The 19,035-nt window shown below is 59.7% G+C and carries 23 protein-coding genes; 9 read left to right on the top strand and 14 right to left on the bottom strand.

Annotated elements, in window-relative coordinates:
• Positions 1–202 precede the first annotated feature (202 nt).
• From PspS34_RS20010 to PspS34_RS20000, 3 genes are read right to left on the bottom strand one after another with little or no spacing between them, the layout of a single operon-like run.
• A complete protein-coding gene (locus PspS34_RS20010) occupies positions 203–547 on the bottom strand; it encodes a hypothetical protein (RefSeq protein WP_154947032.1) in 345 nt (114 codons plus the stop codon).
• Positions 544–933: a phage holin family protein gene (locus PspS34_RS20005; RefSeq protein WP_057713835.1), complete on the bottom strand. Its 390-nt coding sequence runs from the start codon at positions 931–933 to the stop codon at positions 544–546. Before PspS34_RS20005 ends, PspS34_RS20010 begins: the two co-directional genes overlap by 4 nt.
• Before the next feature lies 1 nt (position 934).
• Positions 935–1,249, bottom strand: a complete 315-nt coding sequence (locus PspS34_RS20000) for a YqjD family protein (RefSeq protein WP_057713836.1) — start codon at positions 1,247–1,249, stop codon at positions 935–937.
• Between the two features lie 328 nt (positions 1,250–1,577).
• On the opposite strand from PspS34_RS20000, the gene PspS34_RS19995 reads away from it, so the two are divergent.
• The 4 genes from PspS34_RS19995 to PspS34_RS19980 all read left to right on the top strand — a co-directional run bounded on the left by PspS34_RS19995 (position 1,578) and on the right by PspS34_RS19980 (position 4,843).
• Positions 1,578–2,786: an ammonium transporter gene (locus PspS34_RS19995; RefSeq protein ID WP_154947031.1), complete on the top strand. Its 1,209-nt coding sequence runs from the start codon at positions 1,578–1,580 to the stop codon at positions 2,784–2,786.
• Positions 2,787–2,891: 105 nt separating this feature from the next.
• On the top strand, positions 2,892–3,128 hold the full coding sequence (locus PspS34_RS19990) for a glutaredoxin family protein (protein ID WP_057713838.1): 237 nt from the start codon (positions 2,892–2,894) through the stop codon (positions 3,126–3,128).
• Positions 3,129–3,300: 172 nt separating this feature from the next.
• Positions 3,301–3,618 (top strand): transcriptional regulator, encoded by a 318-nt coding sequence (locus PspS34_RS19985; protein WP_102672095.1) that lies wholly within the window; start codon positions 3,301–3,303, stop codon positions 3,616–3,618.
• 334 nt (positions 3,619–3,952) lie between these two features.
• Positions 3,953–4,843 carry a pseudouridine synthase gene (locus PspS34_RS19980; protein ID WP_154947030.1) on the top strand — a complete coding sequence of 297 codons (891 nt, stop codon included), beginning with the start codon at positions 3,953–3,955 and terminating at the stop codon, positions 4,841–4,843.
• An 84-nt stretch (positions 4,844–4,927) separates the two neighbouring features.
• Here PspS34_RS19980 and PspS34_RS19975 read toward each other — a convergent pair whose 3' ends face one another.
• Together PspS34_RS19975 and mobA are read right to left on the bottom strand one after the other, a co-directional pair.
• Positions 4,928–5,149 (bottom strand): YgdI/YgdR family lipoprotein, encoded by a 222-nt coding sequence (locus tag PspS34_RS19975; RefSeq protein ID WP_007994800.1) that lies wholly within the window; start codon positions 5,147–5,149, stop codon positions 4,928–4,930.
• Positions 5,150–5,226: 77 nt separating this feature from the next.
• On the bottom strand, positions 5,227–5,829 hold the full coding sequence (mobA, locus tag PspS34_RS19970; protein ID WP_057713841.1) for a molybdenum cofactor guanylyltransferase MobA: 603 nt from the start codon (positions 5,827–5,829) through the stop codon (positions 5,227–5,229).
• Between the two features lie 81 nt (positions 5,830–5,910).
• Between mobA and moaB the strand changes: the two genes are divergently transcribed.
• Positions 5,911–6,450, top strand: coding sequence for a molybdenum cofactor biosynthesis protein B (gene moaB, locus PspS34_RS19965; protein WP_154860229.1), 540 nt, complete (start codon positions 5,911–5,913; stop codon positions 6,448–6,450).
• Positions 6,434–7,660, top strand: coding sequence for a gephyrin-like molybdotransferase Glp (glp, locus tag PspS34_RS19960; RefSeq protein ID WP_150812304.1), 1,227 nt, complete (start codon positions 6,434–6,436; stop codon positions 7,658–7,660). Before moaB ends, glp begins: the two co-directional genes overlap by 17 nt.
• A 63-nt stretch (positions 7,661–7,723) precedes the next feature.
• On the opposite strand, the gene PspS34_RS28705 is transcribed toward glp, so the two are convergent.
• A complete protein-coding gene (locus tag PspS34_RS28705) occupies positions 7,724–8,038 on the bottom strand; it encodes a hypothetical protein (protein ID WP_223473696.1) in 315 nt (104 codons plus the stop codon).
• A gap of 208 nt (positions 8,039–8,246) precedes the next feature.
• On the opposite strand from PspS34_RS28705, the gene yegS reads away from it, so the two are divergent.
• Complete coding sequence (gene yegS / locus PspS34_RS19950) at positions 8,247–9,164, top strand: lipid kinase YegS (protein ID WP_154860228.1); 918 nt, start codon at positions 8,247–8,249, stop codon at positions 9,162–9,164.
• Here yegS and PspS34_RS19945 read toward each other — a convergent pair.
• From PspS34_RS19945 to PspS34_RS19935, 3 genes are all read right to left on the bottom strand, one after another.
• Complete coding sequence (locus PspS34_RS19945) at positions 9,148–9,807, bottom strand: response regulator transcription factor (protein ID WP_150812306.1); 660 nt, start codon at positions 9,805–9,807, stop codon at positions 9,148–9,150. The two genes, yegS and PspS34_RS19945, sit on opposite strands and share 17 nt — an antisense overlap.
• Entirely contained in the window at positions 9,804–10,697 is an 894-nt protein-coding gene (locus tag PspS34_RS19940) for a sensor histidine kinase (protein WP_159390422.1), read from the bottom strand. Before PspS34_RS19940 ends, PspS34_RS19945 begins: the two co-directional genes overlap by 4 nt.
• A 399-nt stretch (positions 10,698–11,096) precedes the next feature.
• Positions 11,097–11,567 (bottom strand): hypothetical protein, encoded by a 471-nt coding sequence (locus PspS34_RS19935; protein WP_154860227.1) that lies wholly within the window; start codon positions 11,565–11,567, stop codon positions 11,097–11,099.
• Positions 11,568–12,030: 463 nt separating this feature from the next.
• Here PspS34_RS19935 and PspS34_RS19930 point away from each other — a divergent pair, with 463 nt between their 5' ends.
• Together PspS34_RS19930 and PspS34_RS19925 are read left to right on the top strand one after the other, a co-directional pair.
• A complete protein-coding gene (locus tag PspS34_RS19930) occupies positions 12,031–12,966 on the top strand; it encodes a chemotaxis protein CheV (protein ID WP_007973464.1) in 936 nt (311 codons plus the stop codon).
• A 187-nt stretch (positions 12,967–13,153) separates the two neighbouring features.
• On the top strand, positions 13,154–13,960 hold the full coding sequence (locus PspS34_RS19925) for an MOSC domain-containing protein (protein ID WP_150812308.1): 807 nt from the start codon (positions 13,154–13,156) through the stop codon (positions 13,958–13,960).
• Positions 13,961–14,032: 72 nt separating this feature from the next.
• Here PspS34_RS19925 and PspS34_RS19920 read toward each other — a convergent pair whose 3' ends face one another.
• From PspS34_RS19920 to atuD, 5 genes are all read right to left on the bottom strand, one after another.
• Positions 14,033–14,317: a pyrimidine/purine nucleoside phosphorylase gene (locus PspS34_RS19920; RefSeq protein ID WP_007940055.1), complete on the bottom strand. Its 285-nt coding sequence runs from the start codon at positions 14,315–14,317 to the stop codon at positions 14,033–14,035.
• A 69-nt stretch (positions 14,318–14,386) separates the two neighbouring features.
• A complete protein-coding gene (locus PspS34_RS19915) occupies positions 14,387–14,929 on the bottom strand; it encodes an exonuclease domain-containing protein (protein WP_057713849.1) in 543 nt (180 codons plus the stop codon).
• A gap of 70 nt (positions 14,930–14,999) precedes the next feature.
• Complete coding sequence (locus PspS34_RS19910; protein ID WP_154947029.1) at positions 15,000–16,961, bottom strand: acetyl/propionyl/methylcrotonyl-CoA carboxylase subunit alpha; 1,962 nt, start codon at positions 16,959–16,961, stop codon at positions 15,000–15,002.
• Between the two features lie 117 nt (positions 16,962–17,078).
• Positions 17,079–17,876, bottom strand: coding sequence for an enoyl-CoA hydratase-related protein (locus tag PspS34_RS19905; protein WP_154947028.1), 798 nt, complete (start codon positions 17,874–17,876; stop codon positions 17,079–17,081).
• The gene (gene atuD, locus PspS34_RS19900; RefSeq protein WP_154947027.1) at positions 17,873–19,030 is read right to left on the bottom strand and encodes a citronellyl-CoA dehydrogenase; all 1,158 of its coding nucleotides are present in this window, start codon (positions 19,028–19,030) and stop codon (positions 17,873–17,875) included. Before atuD ends, PspS34_RS19905 begins: the two co-directional genes overlap by 4 nt.
• Positions 19,031–19,035 lie beyond the last annotated feature (5 nt).

The raw sequence follows: 19,035 nt of genomic DNA, 5'->3' as shown, positions 1-19,035 counted from the left end.
TCAGGTGTCTGATGGCCTAGCTTCCCGTTTCGCGCCATGACCTGCAAGCGGAACTACAACCCGGCGGCGTTGATATCGAGGCCTCCTTGCAAGATCATTTTCTGGAGGGTGCCTGTTGACCGGGTAGGCGCACAGGATTGCACCCCTCGATTGAGGAGCGCATCCCGTCGACTTTGCAAGCATGCAGCCAGAAAGAAACTGATCAGTCTTTGCGCGAAGAGCCCTGCATGATCAGTTTGATCAGCGGCCCCAGTGTGGTGCCGAGGTGGATCAGCCGGGTCAGACTGCTGAGGCCACCCCCGTTTTTCGCACCCTTGCCGGTCAGAAAGCCCAGCAAGGTGACGGCGGCCACGCCCCAGAGTGGCGCGTGCTTGATGCCGAAGCCGTCCTGCAGGTTTTGCGTCATCCCGCGCACCCGTTGCAAGGGCTGCAGCAGTTGCGAGGATTCGTGGCGGATTTCCTGGCGGTGCATTTCCATGCGCAGGCGGATCAGGGCCTTGCGCATTTCCGTGCGTGAGCTGTTTTGTGGCAATTCAGGCAGGTTCATGGCAGCAGGCGCTCCCGATCGTTGGCCAGCTCTTCCAGGGTGCCATGGAAGGGCGAGGACTCATCGAAAATCGCCGCTCTCAAGCGCATTCCACAGAATATGGCGGCGAGGGAGTAGAACACACAGAGCCCGATGATGGCGGTCAGGCGATACGTGTCCCAGAACACGATAAGCACCAGCGTCGACAGCCCCACCAACAGCAGCAACGCAAACACCAGCGCCAGGCCCGCAAACAGCAAGAGGCTGACGGTGCGGGCTTTTTGTTCCTGCAGTTCGATGCCGAACAGCTCGACATGGCTGTGCAGCAACCCAAGGAAGGCAGCACCCAGGCGCCGCGATGAGGAGCTGGTTCCCGTCACGGACGGGCCGGATTCGCCGATCGACATATCAGCGCCGGCTGGCCAGCAGGCCGATCAGGAAACCCACGCCGGCCGCGATCCCGACGGATTGCCAAGGGTTGGCCTGGACATAGTCTTCCGTGGCGGTGACAGCAGCCTTGCCGCGTTCGCGCAGGGAGTCTTCGGTCAGCTTCAGGGTTTCACGGGCACGCAAGAGACTTTCGTGGATCTGCTCGCGCAACTCGTCGGCCTGATCGCCGGCCAGGGTCGCGGTGTGCTCCAGCAAGCGTTCGGTGTCACTGACCAGTGTCTGAAAGTCGTTCATCAGGATTTCTTGAGCAGTCTTTGCCTGGGGGCGGGCCATGGTGGATCTCCTTAAGTGGCTTTCTGATGGGTTCGAGTATGAGCCTTCGACGAAGGTTCAGTACAAATGACTGGTACAACTTTTGCTGAGTCGTGGTGCGCCGGTCCGCACCATTGCGCTATTGCCGGGCATGATTTCAGTAAAACCGTAGGACCAACAATCAAAAACTCGCGTAAACGTCCGGGGCGCGTTTTTCCTGGACGGCGTCCGTGCGCCAAAGTGGTTCAACGAGATCAGTGCGCTGATGTCTTGAAGCTGCAACTTGGTGCATGGCCAGTCATCGCGAACTGCTTTGGTGCTTTTTTCTGCCATAAGGTCTGCCCATCCCATGGAAAACCTGCAAAGCGCTGTGGACACCCTGGTCCATAGCTCCAACACGCTGTTCATTCTGATCGGTGCGGTCATGGTTCTGGCCATGCACGCCGGTTTCGCCTTTCTCGAAGTCGGAACCGTGCGACAGAAAAACCAGGTCAATGCGTTGTCGAAAATCCTCAGCGACTTCGCCGTTTCGACACTGGCCTACTTCTTTATAGGCTATTGGATTTCCTATGGCGTGACGTTCATGCAACCAGCGGCGGTGCTCAATGCCGACCATGGTTATGGCCTGGTGAAGTTTTTCTTCCTGCTGACCTTTGCCGCGGCGATCCCGGCGATCATTTCCGGAGGCATCGCCGAGCGCGCCCGGTTTGTTCCCCAGTTGTGTGCAACCGCATTGATCGTCGCGTTCATCTATCCGTTCTTCGAAGGCATTGTCTGGAACGGCAACCTGGGTCTGCAAGCCTGGTTGCTGGAGCGCTTTGGCGCCGGTTTCCATGACTTCGCAGGATCGGTGGTGGTGCATGCCATGGGCGGTTGGCTGGCACTGGCGGCGGTGTTGTTGCTCGGACCGCGTAATGGCCGCTATCGCGACGGTCGGCTGGTCGCGTTCGCGCCATCGAGCATCCCGTTTCTGGCACTGGGCTCGTGGATCCTGATTGTTGGCTGGTTCGGCTTCAACGTCATGAGCGCGCAAACCCTGCAAGGTGTCAGCGGACTGGTGGCGGTGAATTCGTTGATGGCCATGGTTGGCGGTACGGTGGCGGCGCTGATTGTCGGGCGCAATGACCCCGGCTTTCTGCACAACGGCCCGTTGGCGGGGCTCGTGGCAATCTGTGCCGGTTCCGACCTGATGCATCCTGTGGGCGCGCTGGTCACCGGTGCCGTCGCGGGGGCGCTGTTTGTCTGGTGCTTTACCGCGGCCCAAGGCAAATGGCACATCGACGATGTGTTGGGTGTGTGGCCGTTGCATGGTTTGTGCGGCGTGTGGGGCGGCATCGCCTGCGGCATTTTCGGCCAGACCGCTTTGGGCGGGTTGGGCGGGGTCAGCCTGATCAGCCAGTTGATCGGCACTGTGCTGGGCATCACTGTGGCGCTGGCCGGCGGGTTTGCGGTGTATGGCGTGATCAAGGTGCTGCATGGATTGCGCCTGAGTCAGGAAGAGGAGTATTACGGCGCGGACCTGTCGATCCACAAGATCGGCGCCGTGAGCCAGGACTGACTCAGGTCTTTTCATGGCCTGCGGCATCATGGCAGGGGCCGCAATGGCTCGACGGTTTTTCGGGGCAGGCCTAGAATGATCACTTCATTTTCTGGTTGAGCGCTCATGCTTCCCGAATGTCAGCTGTTCGGCACCCTTGGATGCCATCTCTGTGAAGTAGCCGAAGCCATGTTGATGGAATTCGTCGAGCGCGGCCTGCTGGTGGAGCTGGTGGATATCGCTGACGATGAAACATGGTTCGCAGCCTACAGTCTGCGAATTCCGGTGTTGCGGCGAGTCGATACCGGTGCTGAACTGGGCTGGCCTTTCAGTGCCGATCAGGTGGTGGCGTTCCTGGGTTGAGCGGTTTTTGCGTTCGTGGCGTGTCCCGCCTGTCGAACTTTACGATTGATCCCCTTGGCTTATTCGGCGTTGATCGGATACTGTATGCGTATACAGTTATTCGAAGTGCCTGTCTTGCCGTTCCTGATTTTCGGGAGTGAGCAGGCAAGCCCGGGCGTGAGAGGGATGAATCGTGGTCAATGTCGAACAGTTGAAGAATAGCGTGAACCGGATGTCCGCGGACGTCGTGCGCGAGGCTGTCCTTGAGTTGCGCCTGGATGGTCTGGTGACCGAGGGGAAAACGCCCTTCAACAAAACGCATTTCAATACCTGTTTCGCAGAAATCGAAGCCTTGTTTCAACGCGCGGGTTATCACCGGCAACTCGATGTCGTGGGTTATCAGGGATTGTTGTACGCCCTGTATGATCCCGCCCGCTGGGAGGCGGTCGATGTACTGCGCTGGCTCAAGGAGTACACCGAAGCGGCGGCGCGCGCGCAGATCACGGCTTGAGGAATCTTAGGGGGCGTTCTCAATTAGTTTTCACGCCGCGCCGGGCCTGCTGTTGTGCAGGGCAAGGCGCGAGAAGCGTGGTTTGGTCATTCCAAATAAGCTTCGAGCAACGCAGCCCAGCACAACAGCAGGCCCGGCCCTTCGGGTTGTGCCTTAAAACGGGCCAGGCTGCGTTGCAGGCCTTGGAAAGGGAACAACCATTTCCAGCAGCCTGCGCCTTGCCTGGCCCGCTTTAAGGCGACAACGCGACGGGAAAACTAATTGAGAACGCCCCCTAGGTTCATTCCCCTTGCTGTTGGATAATGCCGCTCTGCACTGAGGTTAGAGCTTTCGTATGTCCACTTCTTCTTTTTCCGCGGCACACAGTCAGGCCAGTACGCTCTACTTGCCACCTGGCCCGTGGCAGACCGTTGTCGATTGCCTGTGCGAGCATTTCAGCGCCATCGGTCGTGAACAATGGCTGGACAGAATTGCCCGTGGCCGGGTCCTCGATGGGCAGGGCATGCCGATTGCCCTCGACCTGGCCTACAGGGAAGGTTTGCGGATTCATTACTTTCGCGAAGTGCCGGATGAAAAACCGATCCCGGTGATCGAGTCGATTCTGTACGCGGATGAGCATCTGGTGGTCGCCGACAAGCCGCATTTCCTGCCGGTGACCCCGGCTGGCGAATACGTCGAACAAACGCTGCTCCGGCGCTTGATCCGTCGCCTGGACAATCCGCACCTGGTGCCATTGCATCGCATCGACCGGCACACCGCGGGGCTGGTGCTGTTTTCCTCCAATCCGCAGAGTCGTTCGGCTTATCAGTCGTTGTTTCCAGCCCGGCAGATCGAAAAGCGCTACGAGGCCATCGCAAGGGCGCTGCCCGGCCTGGCTTTTCCGTTGGTGCATAAAAGCCGACTGGTCGATGGCGAACCGTTCTTCCGCATGCAGGAAGGCCCGGGGGCCAGCAATACCGAGACGGCGGTCGAAGTCAGGGAGAAACAGGGGGAGCTCTGGCGTTATGGTCTTTACCCGGTGACGGGCAAGAAACATCAACTACGGGTACATATGGCGGCGTTGGGAGCCGCTATCTGCAACGACCCGTTTTACCCCGAGGTGCTCAAGGATGCGCAGGATGACTACGCCAATCCTTTGAAGTTGCTGGCTCAGGGGCTGAAGTTTATCGATCCGGTCACGGGCCAGGCGCGTGAGTTCGAGAGTGAACTCACCCTGCAATGGTGATCGGGAAGCGATCCTGAAGCGCTGTTCTCCAGGCATGAAAAAGCCCGCATCAAGCGGGCTTTTCTGTATCCGGCGGCGTCGGGATTACAGCTCCTTGACGGTCCGAACCTGATCTTTGTTGATGCGGGTCTGCTTGCCGTCGAGCTGTTCGAATTCGTAGAAACCGGAATCCTTGTCGAATTGCGGCGTGTCGACGGCCTGGATTTCGCGACCGTCATTCAAGGTGATCACTGTAGGCGATGCACAACCGGCGAGGGTGGCAAGGCCCAGTGCGAGCATGAAAGTGGCGAGGGTCCGTTGAGTCATGAGTTGTGTCTCCGAATAAGAATTCTGTGGTTGCTGAACTTGAGACGTGCAGCGTCCGCGCAAGTTCCTGATCGATATCAGTCTGACACAGTGTCATGACCGCTTAAAAGTTCCGGCGTGTTGAGATTTGCCAGCCGAGGGTCGTTGTCGGGGCATTGCAGCGCGGTCGCGCCGAGATTGCGCATCAACCGGCCAGGGCTGCGCTCACCCTCGTTCCAGGCATTTTCGAATGCTGCCCTGTGTAGCACGGGAATCACACACAACAACGGCTCCCAGTGGTGATCATGCCGCACCATCAGCGGCTTGTCCGGATGCAGGTTGGCGGCCTCGCGCATATTGCCGATCAGCGCCGCATCAATGCCCGGAACGTCACAGGGCATGACCAGCAGATGGGTATGGCGAGCAGCTTTCAGGCCTGCGCGAATACCGGCCAGCGGCCCGGGGAAGTCACCTTCATCATCGTGGACCAACTGGTCGGCGTAGGGGGCGTACTTCTCAGGGTTACGATTGCAGGAGATGATCAGGTCATCGGTCAGCGGGCGGGTCTTGCGATGCAGATGCACAATCAGCGGTTCGCCGTGCCAGTCCAGCAACCCTTTATCCCGCCCACCCATACGTTGGCCGCGGCCGCCCGCCAGGAGCAGAATGGAGCAGGGTGGCAATTGTGAATTCGTGGTCATGGCAAGCCTCCATGGGGGCGGCGAAAAAACGGAGCGCTGTGATATAACACCGGGCTGTTTCTCCTACAACTGGACGAGCCTATGAAAGCCAAGGCTGATGTACCTTTCGCACCGCTGAATATTGCAGTGCTGACTGTCAGCGATACCCGTACGCTGGAAACCGACACCTCAGGTCAGGTCTTTGTCGATGGCTTGACCGCTGCCGGTCATTACCTGGCCGCCCGGGTGTTGCTCAAAGATGACCTCTACAAAATTCGCGCGCAAGTCGCCAACTGGATTGCCGACGATGTCGTGCAGGTGGTGCTGATCACCGGCGGCACCGGTTTTACCGGACGTGACAGCACGCCGGAAGCCGTCGCGTGCCTGCTGGACAAACTGGTCGATGGATTTGGCGAGCTGTTCCGTCAGATCTCGGTTGCCGATATCGGTACCTCGACCGTTCAGTCCCGGGCGTTGGCCGGTCTGGCCAACGGCACGCTGGTTTGCTGCTTGCCGGGCTCGACCAATGCCGTGCGCACCGCTTGGGACGGCATTTTGGCCGAGCAGCTGGATGCGCGGCATCGGCCGTGCAATTTCGTGCCTCATTTGAAACAGGCCGCGCCTTGTGAATCCCGTGGGTAAGCCTGGCAAGTCTGGCAGCCTGATGCCTGTCGAGCAGGCGTTGGCGCGCTTGCTGGAAATGGCCGAGGCCTCAAGGATTGTCGAGCGTGAACGCTTGCCGTTGGCGCAGGTACAGGGACGTGTACTGGCGCAAGATCTGGTATCGACGCTTGATCTGCCGCCCTGGCCCAACAGTGCCATGGATGGTTATGCCTTGCGCAGGGTCGACTGGACGGGAGAGCCGTTGCCGGTCAGTCAGAAGGTGTTTGCCGGCCAGGCCCCCGATCCGTTGCAGCCAGGAACCTGTGCGCGCATTTTCACCGGGGCGCCTGTTCCCGCCGGTGCCGATTGCGTCGAGATGCAGGAGAACGCCGAGGTTCAAGCCGATGAGCGAGTACGTTTCACTCAAGCCTTGACCCAAGGCCAGAACATCCGTCCGCAAGGCCAGGAAACCACTGTCGGCGAGCTGATTCTGCCAGCAGGTACGCAGATGGGGCCGATCGAGCAAGGATTGGCTGCCTCCCTGGGATGCGCTGAGCTGGAGGTGGTTCGAAAGGTGCGCGTGGCGGTGCTGTCTACCGGCGACGAGTTGATTGAGCCGGGGCAGACGCTGGGACCAGGACAGATCTACAACAGCAACCGGGTGTTGTTGTGCAGCTGGTTGCAGCGTTTGGGGTGTGAGGTCGTCGACGCGGGAATCCTGCCGGACAATCTGGAAACCACTCGCACCCGATTAGGTGAGTTGAAAGATGTCGACCTGATCCTCTCGACCGGTGGCGTATCGGTGGGGGAAGCCGATTTTCTGGGTATCGCCTTGCGCGAGGAGGGCGAACTGACGCTTTGGAAACTCGCCATCAAGCCCGGTAAACCGCTGACGTTCGGGCATTTTCGCGGTGTGCCGGTGATTGGCTTGCCGGGCAATCCCGCATCGACCCTCGTGACCTTTGCCTTGTTGACCAGGCCCTATCTCTTGCGTCGTCAGGGGGTAATGGACGTTGAGCCGCTGAAGGTGCAGGTGCCGGCAGGGTTTGACTGGCTCCAGCCAGGCAATCGGCGTGAGTATTTGCGCGGACGGCTGGAAAGCGGCAGGGCGACGATCTACAAAAACCAGAGTTCCGGTGTTCTGCGCAGCGCTGCCTGGGCTGATGGACTGGTAGAGGTCCTGGAAGGTCGCACGCTGGTTCAGGGCGATAGCGTTTTCTTCATTCCGCTGAGCGAAGTCCTGAGCTGATAGCTTCAGCGGCGTTGTCACACAAGACCCGGTTGATTGAGTCGGGTCTTGTGTGGGAGCCACTCAATGGGCCAGAAGCAATGAAATAACCTGCTCGAAACGGCTATTGGCGATCCAGCCAAGGAGACAGAGGATCACGGCTGTTCCGCTGGCGGAATAGACAAGCCGGTGCCTGATGGATTTGACGTCATCCCGGGTTTCTTCAATGTCCCGGCGTATGCACTTGAGGTGTGTTTCCAGCTCGGTGACGCGAGGTTCCATATCAATTTCTCCCGTGGCTTTTGTGCTATTGCGGCATTCAGCTCGATGGCCTGTATTTTTGTTATCTGCGAGCGGCAAGACCAGGATGGCCGGTGATGCGAGGTTTTGGTGTTGCATGGCACGTCCTTGTGATGTCCAGCTGGATCCTCAAAGTCTACCAATTCAGATTTTCGGTCAATTGAGCCGATTCCTAACGTTTTGTAAGAAAAGTCCTGCCGTGTGGGGGCCAAGACTTTCCGACTGGAAATAATTCGATTTCTGGCGACTTTTACCGGAGCCTTCGCGGTCAACATCTCCCAGATGCCATTCAAACCGGGAGTGAGTAATGAGCGATCGCAAGGCGCTATTGATTCTGCATGGCAAGCAAGCGCTCAACGAGGCGGTTCGCACCGCCGTCGAAAGCCAGCGTGAGCGAGGTTGGGAGCTGGCTGTTCGATTGACCTGGGAGGCCGGCGATGCGCAAAGGCTGGTGGGCGAAGCGTTGGCGGCCGGGTATCGATACATCATTGCCGGTGGTGGCGATGGCACCTTGCGCGATATTGCCGAGGCTATGGCGCAGCATTCGATAAAAGCCAGCCTGGTATTGATGCCGCTAGGTACCGCCAATGATTTTGCGCGTGCGGCGGGTGTGTCCCTGGAACCCGATCAGGCGCTGGAGCTGCTCGATAGCGTGCCGACTGCCATTGATCTGGGGGAGGTTGATGGACAGATATTCCTGAACATGGCGACCGGTGGGTTCGGCAGTCATGTCACAGCGAACACCCCGGAGGATCTGAAGAAAATCCTCGGCGGTGCGGCGTATCTGTTCACCGGCTTGTCACGCTTCAATGAGCTGCATACCGCGTACGGTGAATTGCAGGGGCCGGACTTTCACTGGCGCGGCGATCTGCTGGCACTGGGCATCGGCAATGGTCGGCAGGCCGGAGGCGGGCGGGAATTGTGCCCGCAGGCACTGGTTGATGACGGTTTGCTGGATATCAGCATCCTGCCGGCACCGCAGGAGGTGGTCAGTACTTTGAAAAACCTGCTGACCGAAGGCTTTGGCATCGACAGCATGTTTGTTCGGGCGCGCCTGCCCTGGGTCGAGATCAAGGTTTCGGAAGGGCTGTACATCAACCTTGATGGTGAACCGCTGGAAGGGGACAGCCTGCGTTTCTCGGTTCGCCCGGCGGCGTTACTCGTGCATCTGCCTGAGAATTCGCCGTTGTTACGCGACAGTGAAGTGCCTAGTCATCGAGGCTGATGATTTGTTCACGCACGGCAAACAACACCAGGCCGGCCACATCGTAGATCTGCAAGCGCTTCATGATCTGCGAGCGGTGGGTTTCGACGGTCTTGACGCTCAACCCCAGGCCGTTGGCGATCTCTCGGGTGGATTTTCCGCGAACGATCAACCGCAGGATTTCCAGTTGGCGTGCCGTCAGGTTGTGCGAGTCGGCAGGTTCGGGTGGGTGCTTCTGGTTTCGGGTCAGTGCCTGAGTGATCACCGTGTGGGCAATGGCCGGGCTCAGATAGCGCTCGTTGTTGCGCAAGGCTTCCAGCGCGTGCTCGAGTTCGGTCGCCGTGGTGTCCTTGAGCAGGTAGCCATGGGCTCCGGACTCCAGCGCCTGCATGATCAGGGCAGGGTCGGTGTGCATCGAGAGGATCAGGACCTTGCTCTGCGGGCGCACTCGCTTGAGTTGCTGCAAGGCTTCTAGGCCGCCGGTCTGGCGCATCGAAATATCCAGCAGGATAATATCCGGGGACAGACGCCCAACCATTTCGAGCAGCTGCGAGCCGTCACTGGCCTCACCGATGACGGCGTAGCCAGGCAGATCCATTACCAGGGCGCGCACGCCAGCCCTGATCAGCGAGTGGTCATCCACCAGTAGTAAGTTACAAGTCAATACATAACCTTATTCGAACTGGCCCGTTCGAGCGCACGGGGCGCCCAGGGAAAAAGAGCTTCGATTTGAGTGCCTTTGCCCGGCTCGCTGGTAACGGTCAGTGTGCCGCCCAGTTGATCGATCCGTTCCGACATCCCGGCCATACCGCGCTGCCCTTCACGACCTGGGTCTGTTGCGGGCGCGAAACCCTGACCATCATCGCTGATCTGCAACTTCAGGCCTTGAGGCAGGCGCTGCAGGCATACCAGAAGGTTCTTGGCCTGGGCATGTCGCAGGATGTTGGTGACCGCTTCCTGGGTAATACGGAAAGCCGCCACGGCCATTTCCTCCGGTATGCCGGTCAGGCGCTGCTGGCATTCCAGGCTCCAGTGCACCGGGGTGTTGGCCAGGGTCTTGAGCAGGTGCGCCCGCAGACTGGCTTCCAGCCCAAGGCTGGTCAACTGCCGGGGATTGAGAATGGCGGATACGTCACGAACTTTGGCCAGGGTTTCTTCCAGCGTGTCGCAGAGGACCGCGCATTGTCCCTGGAGCTCTTCGGGCATCCGGCGTTTGAGCCAGTCGCTTTGCAGTTTGGCGGCGGTCAGCAATTGACCGATGTCGTCATGCAGTTCGCGGCTCAGCCGGTGCCGCTCGTTTTCCTGGACCTGCAACAGCCGGTCCGCCAGTTCCTGAGGCTGGAATTTGATCGATTTGCGCGAGAGGCAGTACTGCACGGCAACACTGGTCAGCGCGGCAACGTTGAGCACCAGCAATGACAGGGGCAACGGAATGGACAAGCCATGGACCAGCAAACTGCCGAGGGTCGAGCAGGCACATAGCAACAGCGTGAATAGGCGTGCATTTGCTCGGGAGGGTGGCCACGTGGCGATTGACTTGAGGCTGGCGTGCATAGCGGATGGAGCCAATGGATGTTCGCTGCGGGCTGACCGGTCATGCTGGCTGACAGGCCCCTGTTTTTTTTATGTGGAGCGCCGACGAGTTCAGCTGCGAACTGCAGCGACCTGTATTCAGCTGCGATCACACTGCCAATAATTGGCGTCAACTAACAGGCGGCATAGTAGCACCTAAGATACCGTTGGTCGCGTCCGTATGTATGTCCGAAAAGTCAGGAATCCAGTCGTTTTGACGATGCTTCCATAATGGAACAAGTGGGTTGTTGCCGTCGCAAAATGCCGGTTGTTTAAAAGTGTCGCTTATAGCTACGAAATATTCATTTGCGACATGTGCGCACTCAAGTTACAGCGCGGTATTGATAACCAAAACACACCATGCGGCATGGTTTGGCAAGTTCAGGCCTGTCGCTCTGAATAGGATACGAGGGTGAAGGGCCTGGAGTTGACAGGTGGTTGAAACCGGCTTTGCCCGACCTGAAAGGCAAAGGCTTCGATCAGGGTGACCTGCTCGCTGTCGTCGAGACTGAGCTGTCCGGTGGTCTGGTCGATGAGTTCGAGTTGCCAGGCAACCAGGGTCAGGCAGTCTTTCAGGGCACTCAGCGCCTCGTCGTGCAGACTCATGGTGTTCTGTGCGTGGTTCAGCAGGCCATGAATATGCAGAGAAAATTCAGACACGGCCGCCAACGCCAGGGCATCAGCCTTGTTGGCCAGCTTGAGCAGTGTGCTGAGCAAACAGTCGATGGCGTCCTTGTCATTGCTGATCAACTGCAGATGACTCAGGCATTCCTCGGTTTTAGCCAGGAGTGTTTCAGCCTCGACAAGAAACCCCGTGAGACGCTGGGCCCACTCTTTACGGTCGTTCGGCATACTTATCTCCACAACGTCATGTCAAATGAGGGGATATCGTGTGTGTCGACGAGGGCGGTCGGAACTCCGGCATTACCGAGTCGTCGGATGAACGAGTAGCGGCTGGCCCGGAAGCAGGCTGGGGAACACGAGAGGGTGGTTGGCCACTGACTTGCGATCGCACACAAAAGCCTGACTCCGTTCATGCAATGAGAATGGCGTCACATTAATGGCTATCGGATATTGCGAATATCAGGTTGCGCCTGATTATTGATAGGGGAATCCCTTACGTGGGGGAACCTTTCGCTCAAACAGTGGTCGCGGGGCGCAGAAGTGCAGCAGATGTAATCACCGCGCCAGTAAAGCATGATGTTAATGTGACATCAATGGCCGGGCGTGGCATTTTAGAGAGGGTCAAGCTTCGGCAAAAACAGCCGATAACCTTCCTTGAGTGAATTCATCCGAACAAGACCTGGAGTCATTGATGGCCGGCATTCTCGACACGGTAGACCAACGCACGCAACTGGTGGGTGAGAATCGCCTGGAAATTCTCATGTTCCGGCTCGCCGGACGGCAATTGTTCGCGATCAACGTCTTTAAAGTACAGGAAGTCCTGCAGCTGCCAAAGTTGACGCTGATGCCGCAGCGGCATCCTTTTGTGTGCGGCGTGGTCAACCTGCGTGGCCAGACCCTGCCGGTGATCGACCTTTCCCAGGCCATTGGCATGCGCCCGTTGGTGCCGGGGCCTGGCAGCACGATTATCGTCACCGAATACAACCGTTCGGTTCAGGCCTTCCTGGTCGGTGGCGTGGACCGGATCGTCAACATGAACTGGGAAGCCATCCTGCCGCCCCCGAGCAGCGCCGGCCGCCAGCATTACCTGACGGCCATCAGCAAGGTCGATGATCAACTGGTGGAAATCATCGACGTCGAAAAGGTTCTGGCCGAAATCGTCCCGTACAACGCCAAAGTCTCCCGCGACAAGCTCGAAGATCCGGTGCTGGAACGTGCCCGTGGCCGTGAGGTGCTGCTGGTGGATGACTCGAACGTGGCCCTGGCGCAATTGCGCGATACCCTGGGACAGCTGGGCGTGAAGATGCATATTGCCAGCGACGGGTTGAAGGCCTTGAACATGCTCAAGGCCTGGGCTGATACCGGCGTGGACATGACCGAAAAACTGCTGATGGTCTTCACCGATGCGGAAATGCCGGAAATGGATGGCTATCGTCTGACCACCGAGATCCGTAACGACCCGCGCCTGCGCGGCTTGTACGTGGTGCTGCACACCTCGTTGTCCGGCAGCTTCAACGACTCGATGGTGAAAAAGGTCGGTTGCGACAATTTTCTCTCCAAATTCCAGCCGGACAAACTCGTCGACGTGGTGCGCCAGCGTTTGATGCTCGACGAAGTACCGGCCTGATCAGGCCATGGTCAACCTGTAGGAGCGAGCTTGTTCGCGATGGTCTTGAACGATAACGCGTAAAACCAGATGCCCAGCGGCGTCCCTGGGTTTTTCGCGAGCGAGCTCGGTCCTGAAGGGTTTTTGCACTTTGATTCGCTGACCAAGCTCGTATAGGGTGGCGTTTTTACCTACCAGGGAGCTGGCCATGTTGCGTCTGAGCGCGCTGTATCGTTATCCGTTGAAATCCGGCAAGGGCGAGGTCTTGCAGCAAGTCGGCCTCGATAAGCTGGGGCTGGACGGCGATCGCCGCTGGATGCTGGTGGATGAGGCCAGCGGGCGTTTCCTGACCCAGCGGGCGGTGGCGCAGATGAGCCAGTTGTCGGCGCTGTGGAATGCCGAAGGTGGCTTGACCCTCAGCGCGCCCGGCCATTCGCCGATCGATATTGCCTTGCCCGGTAGCGATGCAGAACTGCGTGGCGTGACGATCTGGCGCGATACCTTGCGAGTCCCCGATGCAGGCGATGAAGCAGGTGCCTGGGTCAGTGAGTTCATCGGTAAACCGACGCGGCTGGTGCAAGTGCCACTGGAGCGTGCGCGTACAACCGAGGCGGGTTACGGCAAGGATGACGACCAGGTGGCGTTCGCCGACGGCTATCCGCTGTTGCTGATTGGTCAGGCCTCCCTCGAGGACTTGTCGCAACGGGTCGGGCGTCCGTTGGAGATGCTGCGTTTCCGGCCGAACCTGGTGATCGAAGGCAGTGCAGCCTTCGCCGAGGACGGCTGGAAGCGTATCCGTATCGGCGAGGTCGAGTTCCGCGTGGTCAAGTCCTGTTCACGCTGCATCCTGACCACCATTGACCCGCAAACCGGGGAGCGCAGCGATGATCGCGAACCCTTGGCCACCTTGCAGAAGTATCGCTCGCAGGCAGACGGTGCAATGTTCGGCCAGAACCTGGTCAACGACGGCAACGGACGACTCGAAGTCGGCATGCCGGTGGAGATCCTCGAGTAATTTTTGCGCAAAATAAAAAATGCCCGTGTCGAAAAACACGGGCATTTTTTATTGCAGTGAAGTCGGCGGGTTTTAGCCGCGGTATTCACACAGGTAAGCGGTGTCGACGGCGACTTTCAGCTGGAACTTGCTGTTGGCCGGCACGTTGAACTGGCTGCCGGCGGCGAAGGTTTCCCAATCGCTGCTGTCGGGCAGTTTGACGGTCAATGCGCCGCTGACCACGTGCATGATTTCGCGCTGGCTGGTGCCGAATTCGTACTCGCCCGGAGCCATGACGCCGATGGTCGCTGGACCTTCTGCGGTGCCAAAGGCGATCGACTTGACGGTGCCGTCGAAGTACTCGTTGACTTTAAACATGGGCGATTCCTCGAAAAGGGCTAAAAAGGGCCGGCCAGTATGCACAAGGCCCTTGGCGTCGTCACCTGTCTAAAGCGGCAAAACCAGCGGCAGCAGGCGTGCGGTATTGCGCGCATCTTCCAGCGCCCGGTGTTGTTGGCCGTTGAACTGCAAGCCGGCCAGTTGCAACGCGCCGTTTAATCCCAACGGACGTTCCAGGCGCCTGGCCTTGGCAAAACGCTGTTTGAGGTTCATGTGCGGCACGTTGGCCAGCATGCTGGCGAGTCCCAGTTGCTGCCAATCCTGAAGCAGTTGTTTGCGATCGTAATCGCCCCAACTGGCCCAGCCCTCAAGTCGCGTGTGGTGTTGGCCGAGCCAGCGTTCGAACGCCGGCCAGACTTCGCCCAGCGGTTGCGCGGCATCGATGTTGGCTTGGGTGATGTGCGTCAGCTCGCGGCAAAACGGCGTCAGCAACGGCCGCCGCACAGGGCGGACGAAGCGCTGGAACTGGTCCAGTTCACGCCCCTTGCGGTCCACCAGAGTGGCGCCGATTTCAATGATTTCCATATCTGTTACGGGCCATCCACCCTCATCGGTGGTGGCCTCCAGATCAATGACCAGCCAATGAGGCATTGCAGGGTTCCTGGTATCCGCGTCCTGATAGCTTTGAGCGTAGCCAACCCCGGCGGTTCCGCCTAGCGCCTTATTCGACCTCCAATAGAATCTGCCGGTTTTTCACCTGATCCCCGACTTTGACTTGCAAGCGCTTGAGAACACCGTCGATGCCCGATTTCAATGGGTGCTCCATTTTCATCGCCTCCAGTACCACCAGCAGTTGGCCCTTGGTCACCTGGCTGCCTTCGTTGACCAGGACGTCGACAATCGCCCCGTCCATCGGTGCCTTGAGGGTGCCGGAGCTGACACTGGCCTGGCCGGTAACCTGCGCCTGGGTGTGATCCATGAATTGCAGACTGCCCGGTCGGGTAAACAGCCAGAGACGCCCGGCCTCCAGGCGATAAGCGTGGCGTTGGCGAACGCCTTCGATTTCCAGGGTGGCCCAGCGTCCGTCGCTGTGGATGATCTTCAATTCGAGGCTGCGCTCGGCGACCTGAATGCGCAACGGCTCGCCCGGGATCGCCTGCAACGCTACCGGCCAGTCCTGATCCTCAAGGCCGATGCGATAGTGCAGCGGCACGCTGGCGTTGTTGCGCCAACCGCCAAGCGAGGCCAGGTGAGCCTGCGCCGCAGCCTGATAGAACAGGGCGGCGGCGATGGCCAAGTGGTGCGCGCCAGGGGGTTCGGGATGCAGGCAGGCGTGATCGGTGAAGTGCTGCGCGATGAACCCGGTACTGAAATCACCGCTGGCGAACTGCGGATGTTCCAGCAGGCTGGCAAGCAGGCGTTGATTGCTTTGCAGCCCCAGCAGCACGCTGTCCTGGACCGCCCGCAGCAATTTGCGACGGGCTTCTTCGCGGGTGGCACCGTGGGCGATGAGCTTGCCGAGCATCGGGTCGTAGAAAGGGCTGATGACCTGGCCTTCGATCAGGCCGTGGTCGATTCGCACGCCGTCCTGCAATGCCGGTTCCCAGGCCACGACGCGCCCGGTTTGCGGCAGGAAACCCTGGGCCGGGTCTTCGGCATACAGGCGCACCTCCATGGCGTGGCCCGTGAGTTGCACCTGTTCCTGGCGCAAGGGCAGCGGTTGCCCTTCGGCGATGCTCAACTGCCAGGCCACCAGATCCAGCCCGGTGATCAGTTCGGTCACCGGGTGCTCCACTTGCAGTCGGGTGTTCATCTCCAGGAAGTAGAACTGCCCGCGCGCATCCAGCAGAAACTCCACGGTGCCCGCGCCGACATACTTTACCGCTCGCCCGGCCTTGAGCGCCGCTTCGCCCATGGCCTGGCGCAGCTCGGCGGTCATCACCGGGCAGGGCGCTTCCTCGATGACTTTCTGATGCCGGCGTTGCACTGAACAATCACGCTCGCCGAGGTAAATCAGGTTGCCATGCCGGTCACCGAACAGCTGGACCTCGACGTGACGGGGTTCGACCAGTGCCTGTTCGAGGATCAATTCACCGCTGCCAAAACCGTTCAGGGCTTCGGAGCGCGCGGTGCGAATCTGTTCCAGCAAGTCGCTGGCGTCGTGCACCAGGCGCATACCGCGTCCCCCGCCGCCGGCGCTGGCCTTGATCATCAACGGATAGCCGATGCGCTCGGCTTCACGGCCCAGGGTGGCATCGTCCTGCCCGGCGCCTTGATAGCCGTTGATGCACGGCACACCGGCTTCGATCATGGCGATTTTCGACAGGCGCTTGCTGCTCATCAGTTCAATGGCCTCGGGGCTGGGGCCGATGAAGGTGATGCCAGCGTCCCTGCACGCGAGGGCAAACCCGGCGTTTTCCGAGAGGAAACCGTAGCCCGGATGGATCGCATCCGCGCCCGTGCGCCGGGCTGCGTCGAGGATGGCCTGGATGTTCAGGTAAGACTGTTGCACCGGGGCCGGACCGATGTTGACCGCCTCGTCGGCTATCCGCACGTGCAGTGCATCGGCGTCAGCGTCGCTGAACACGGCGACGGTGCGATAGCCCAGCGCCTGGGCCGTGCGCTGGATGCGGCAGGCGATTTCACCACGGTTGGCGATGAGGATTTTTTTGAGTCCGGGCATGGGTTGGCTCTCTGGATTTTGCGGTGTTTGTTCGGGCCTCTTCGCGAGCAAGCCCGCTCCCACAGGGTTTGTGAACGACACAAATCAACTGTGGGAGCGGGCTTGCTCGCGAAGCTTTTAAATTGCCCACCCCGGTTTGCGTTTTTGCACGAAGGCCATCGTTCCCTCGATGCCTTCGGCTCCGGTCACCGCTTCGCTGAACCATTCGGCAGCCTGATCCAGCAGGGCATCGGAGGGCTGATCCGCACTTGCCAGCAAGAGTTTCTTGGTCGCCGCATTCGCCCCCGGCGCGCAACACAACACATGGGCCAACACCTCATCGAGACGTTCGGCCAGGGCCTGCGGATCATGTTCGACAAAATGCACCAGGCCCATGCGCCGTGCCTGGGTACCATCAAAACGCGCCGCCGTCAGGGCCAGGCGCCGGGTCTGGGTCAAGCCGATGCGTTGCACCACGAACGGTACGATCTGCGCCGGCAACAGGCCGAGACTGGTTTCCGGCAGGCCGAATTGCGCCTGGTGATCGGCCAGGGCGATATCGCTGACACAGGCCAGGCCGAGACCGCCGCCGAGCACCGCGCCCTGCAGCACGGTAATCACCACTTGCGGAGCGTGTTGCACTTCTTGCAATAGCGCGCCGAACACCCGGTTCAGATCCCGGTGCGCAGTTGGGCCTTGAGCGCGGGCGTTGGCCATGTCCTTGATGTCACCGCCGGCACAGAAGTGCCCGCCGACGCCGCCGATCACCAGTGCGCGAACCCCTGGTTTATCGCGTACCGCGGCCAGCACCGAGCGCAACTCGGCGACCATTTGCAAGCTCATCGCATTGCGGCTTTCGGGGCGGTTGAGGGTGATGTGCAACACGCCGTTGTGCAGCTCCAGCAGCAAAGTCTGGCAAACCGGCAGGCTGTTCATTTCTTTTTCCCCGGCAGAATGCCCATGAGTTTGCAGATGATTCCCAGCATGATTTCGTCGGCGCCGCCGCCGATCGACACCAGCCGTACATCGCGGTAAGCCCGGGCCACCGGGTTGTCCCACATGAAGCCCATGCCGCCCCAGTATTGCAGGCAACTGTCACTGACTTCGCGGCCCAGCCGCCCGGCCTTGAGCTTGGCCATGGAGGCCAGGCGCGTGACGTCCTGGCCTTTGATGTATTGCTCGGTGGCCTGATAGACCAGCGCCCGCAGGCATTCGATTTCGGTTTGCAGTTCCGCCAGGCGGAAGTGGATCACCTGATTGTCGATCAGCGCATTGCCGAAGGTTTTGCGCTCCTTGCAGTATTCGATGGTGCTGTCGACGCAGTACTCCAGGCCCTTGATCATGTTGGCCGCGCCGAACAGGCGTTCCTCCTGGAACTGCAGCATCTGCATCATGAACCCCGTGCCTTCATGACCAATGCGGTTGCGCTGCGGTACACGCACGTTGTCGAAAAACACCTGGGCGGTTTCCGAGCTGCGCATGCCGAGCTTGTCCAGGTGCGAACTCAAGCTGATGCCCGGTGTGTTCATCGGCACCATGATCAGCGACTTGTTGATGTGCGGTTTGTCGTCCGAGGTGTTGGCCAGCAGGCAGATGAAGTCGGCGCTCGGCGAGTTGGTGATCCACATCTTGCTGCCGTTGATCACGTAATCGTCGCCGTCCTTGCGCGCCGTGGTTTTCAGCCCGGCGACGTCAGAGCCGGCGCCGACTTCGGAGACGCCGATGCAGCCGACCTGCTCACCGCTGATGGCCGGGCGCAGGAACTCCTCGCGCAGTTCATCGGAACCGAACCGAGCCAGCGCAGGCGTGCACATGTCGGTCTGCACGCCGATGGACATCGGAATGCCACCGCAATGGATGGTGCCGAACTCTTCGGCGGCGACGATCGAATAGCTGTAGTCGAGTCCCATGCCGCCGAATTTTTCCGGTTTCGAAATACCCAGCAATCCGAGGTCGCCGGCCTTGCGGAAGATCTCGTGGATGGGGAAGCGCCCGGCCTTTTCCCATTCCTCGACATGCGGGTTGATCTCGTGCTCGACGAACTGGCGAACGGTGCGGCGCAGTGCTTCGTGTTCCTGGGTGAAGATCATTTTTA

Origin of the sequence: Pseudomonas sp. S34 (assembly GCF_009866745.1) — a bacterium.
GTDB lineage: Bacteria > Pseudomonadota > Gammaproteobacteria > Pseudomonadales > Pseudomonadaceae > Aquipseudomonas > Aquipseudomonas jessenii.
Note: the sequence above shows the minus strand (reverse complement) of the source record. Positions and strands in the feature narration are given on the sequence as shown.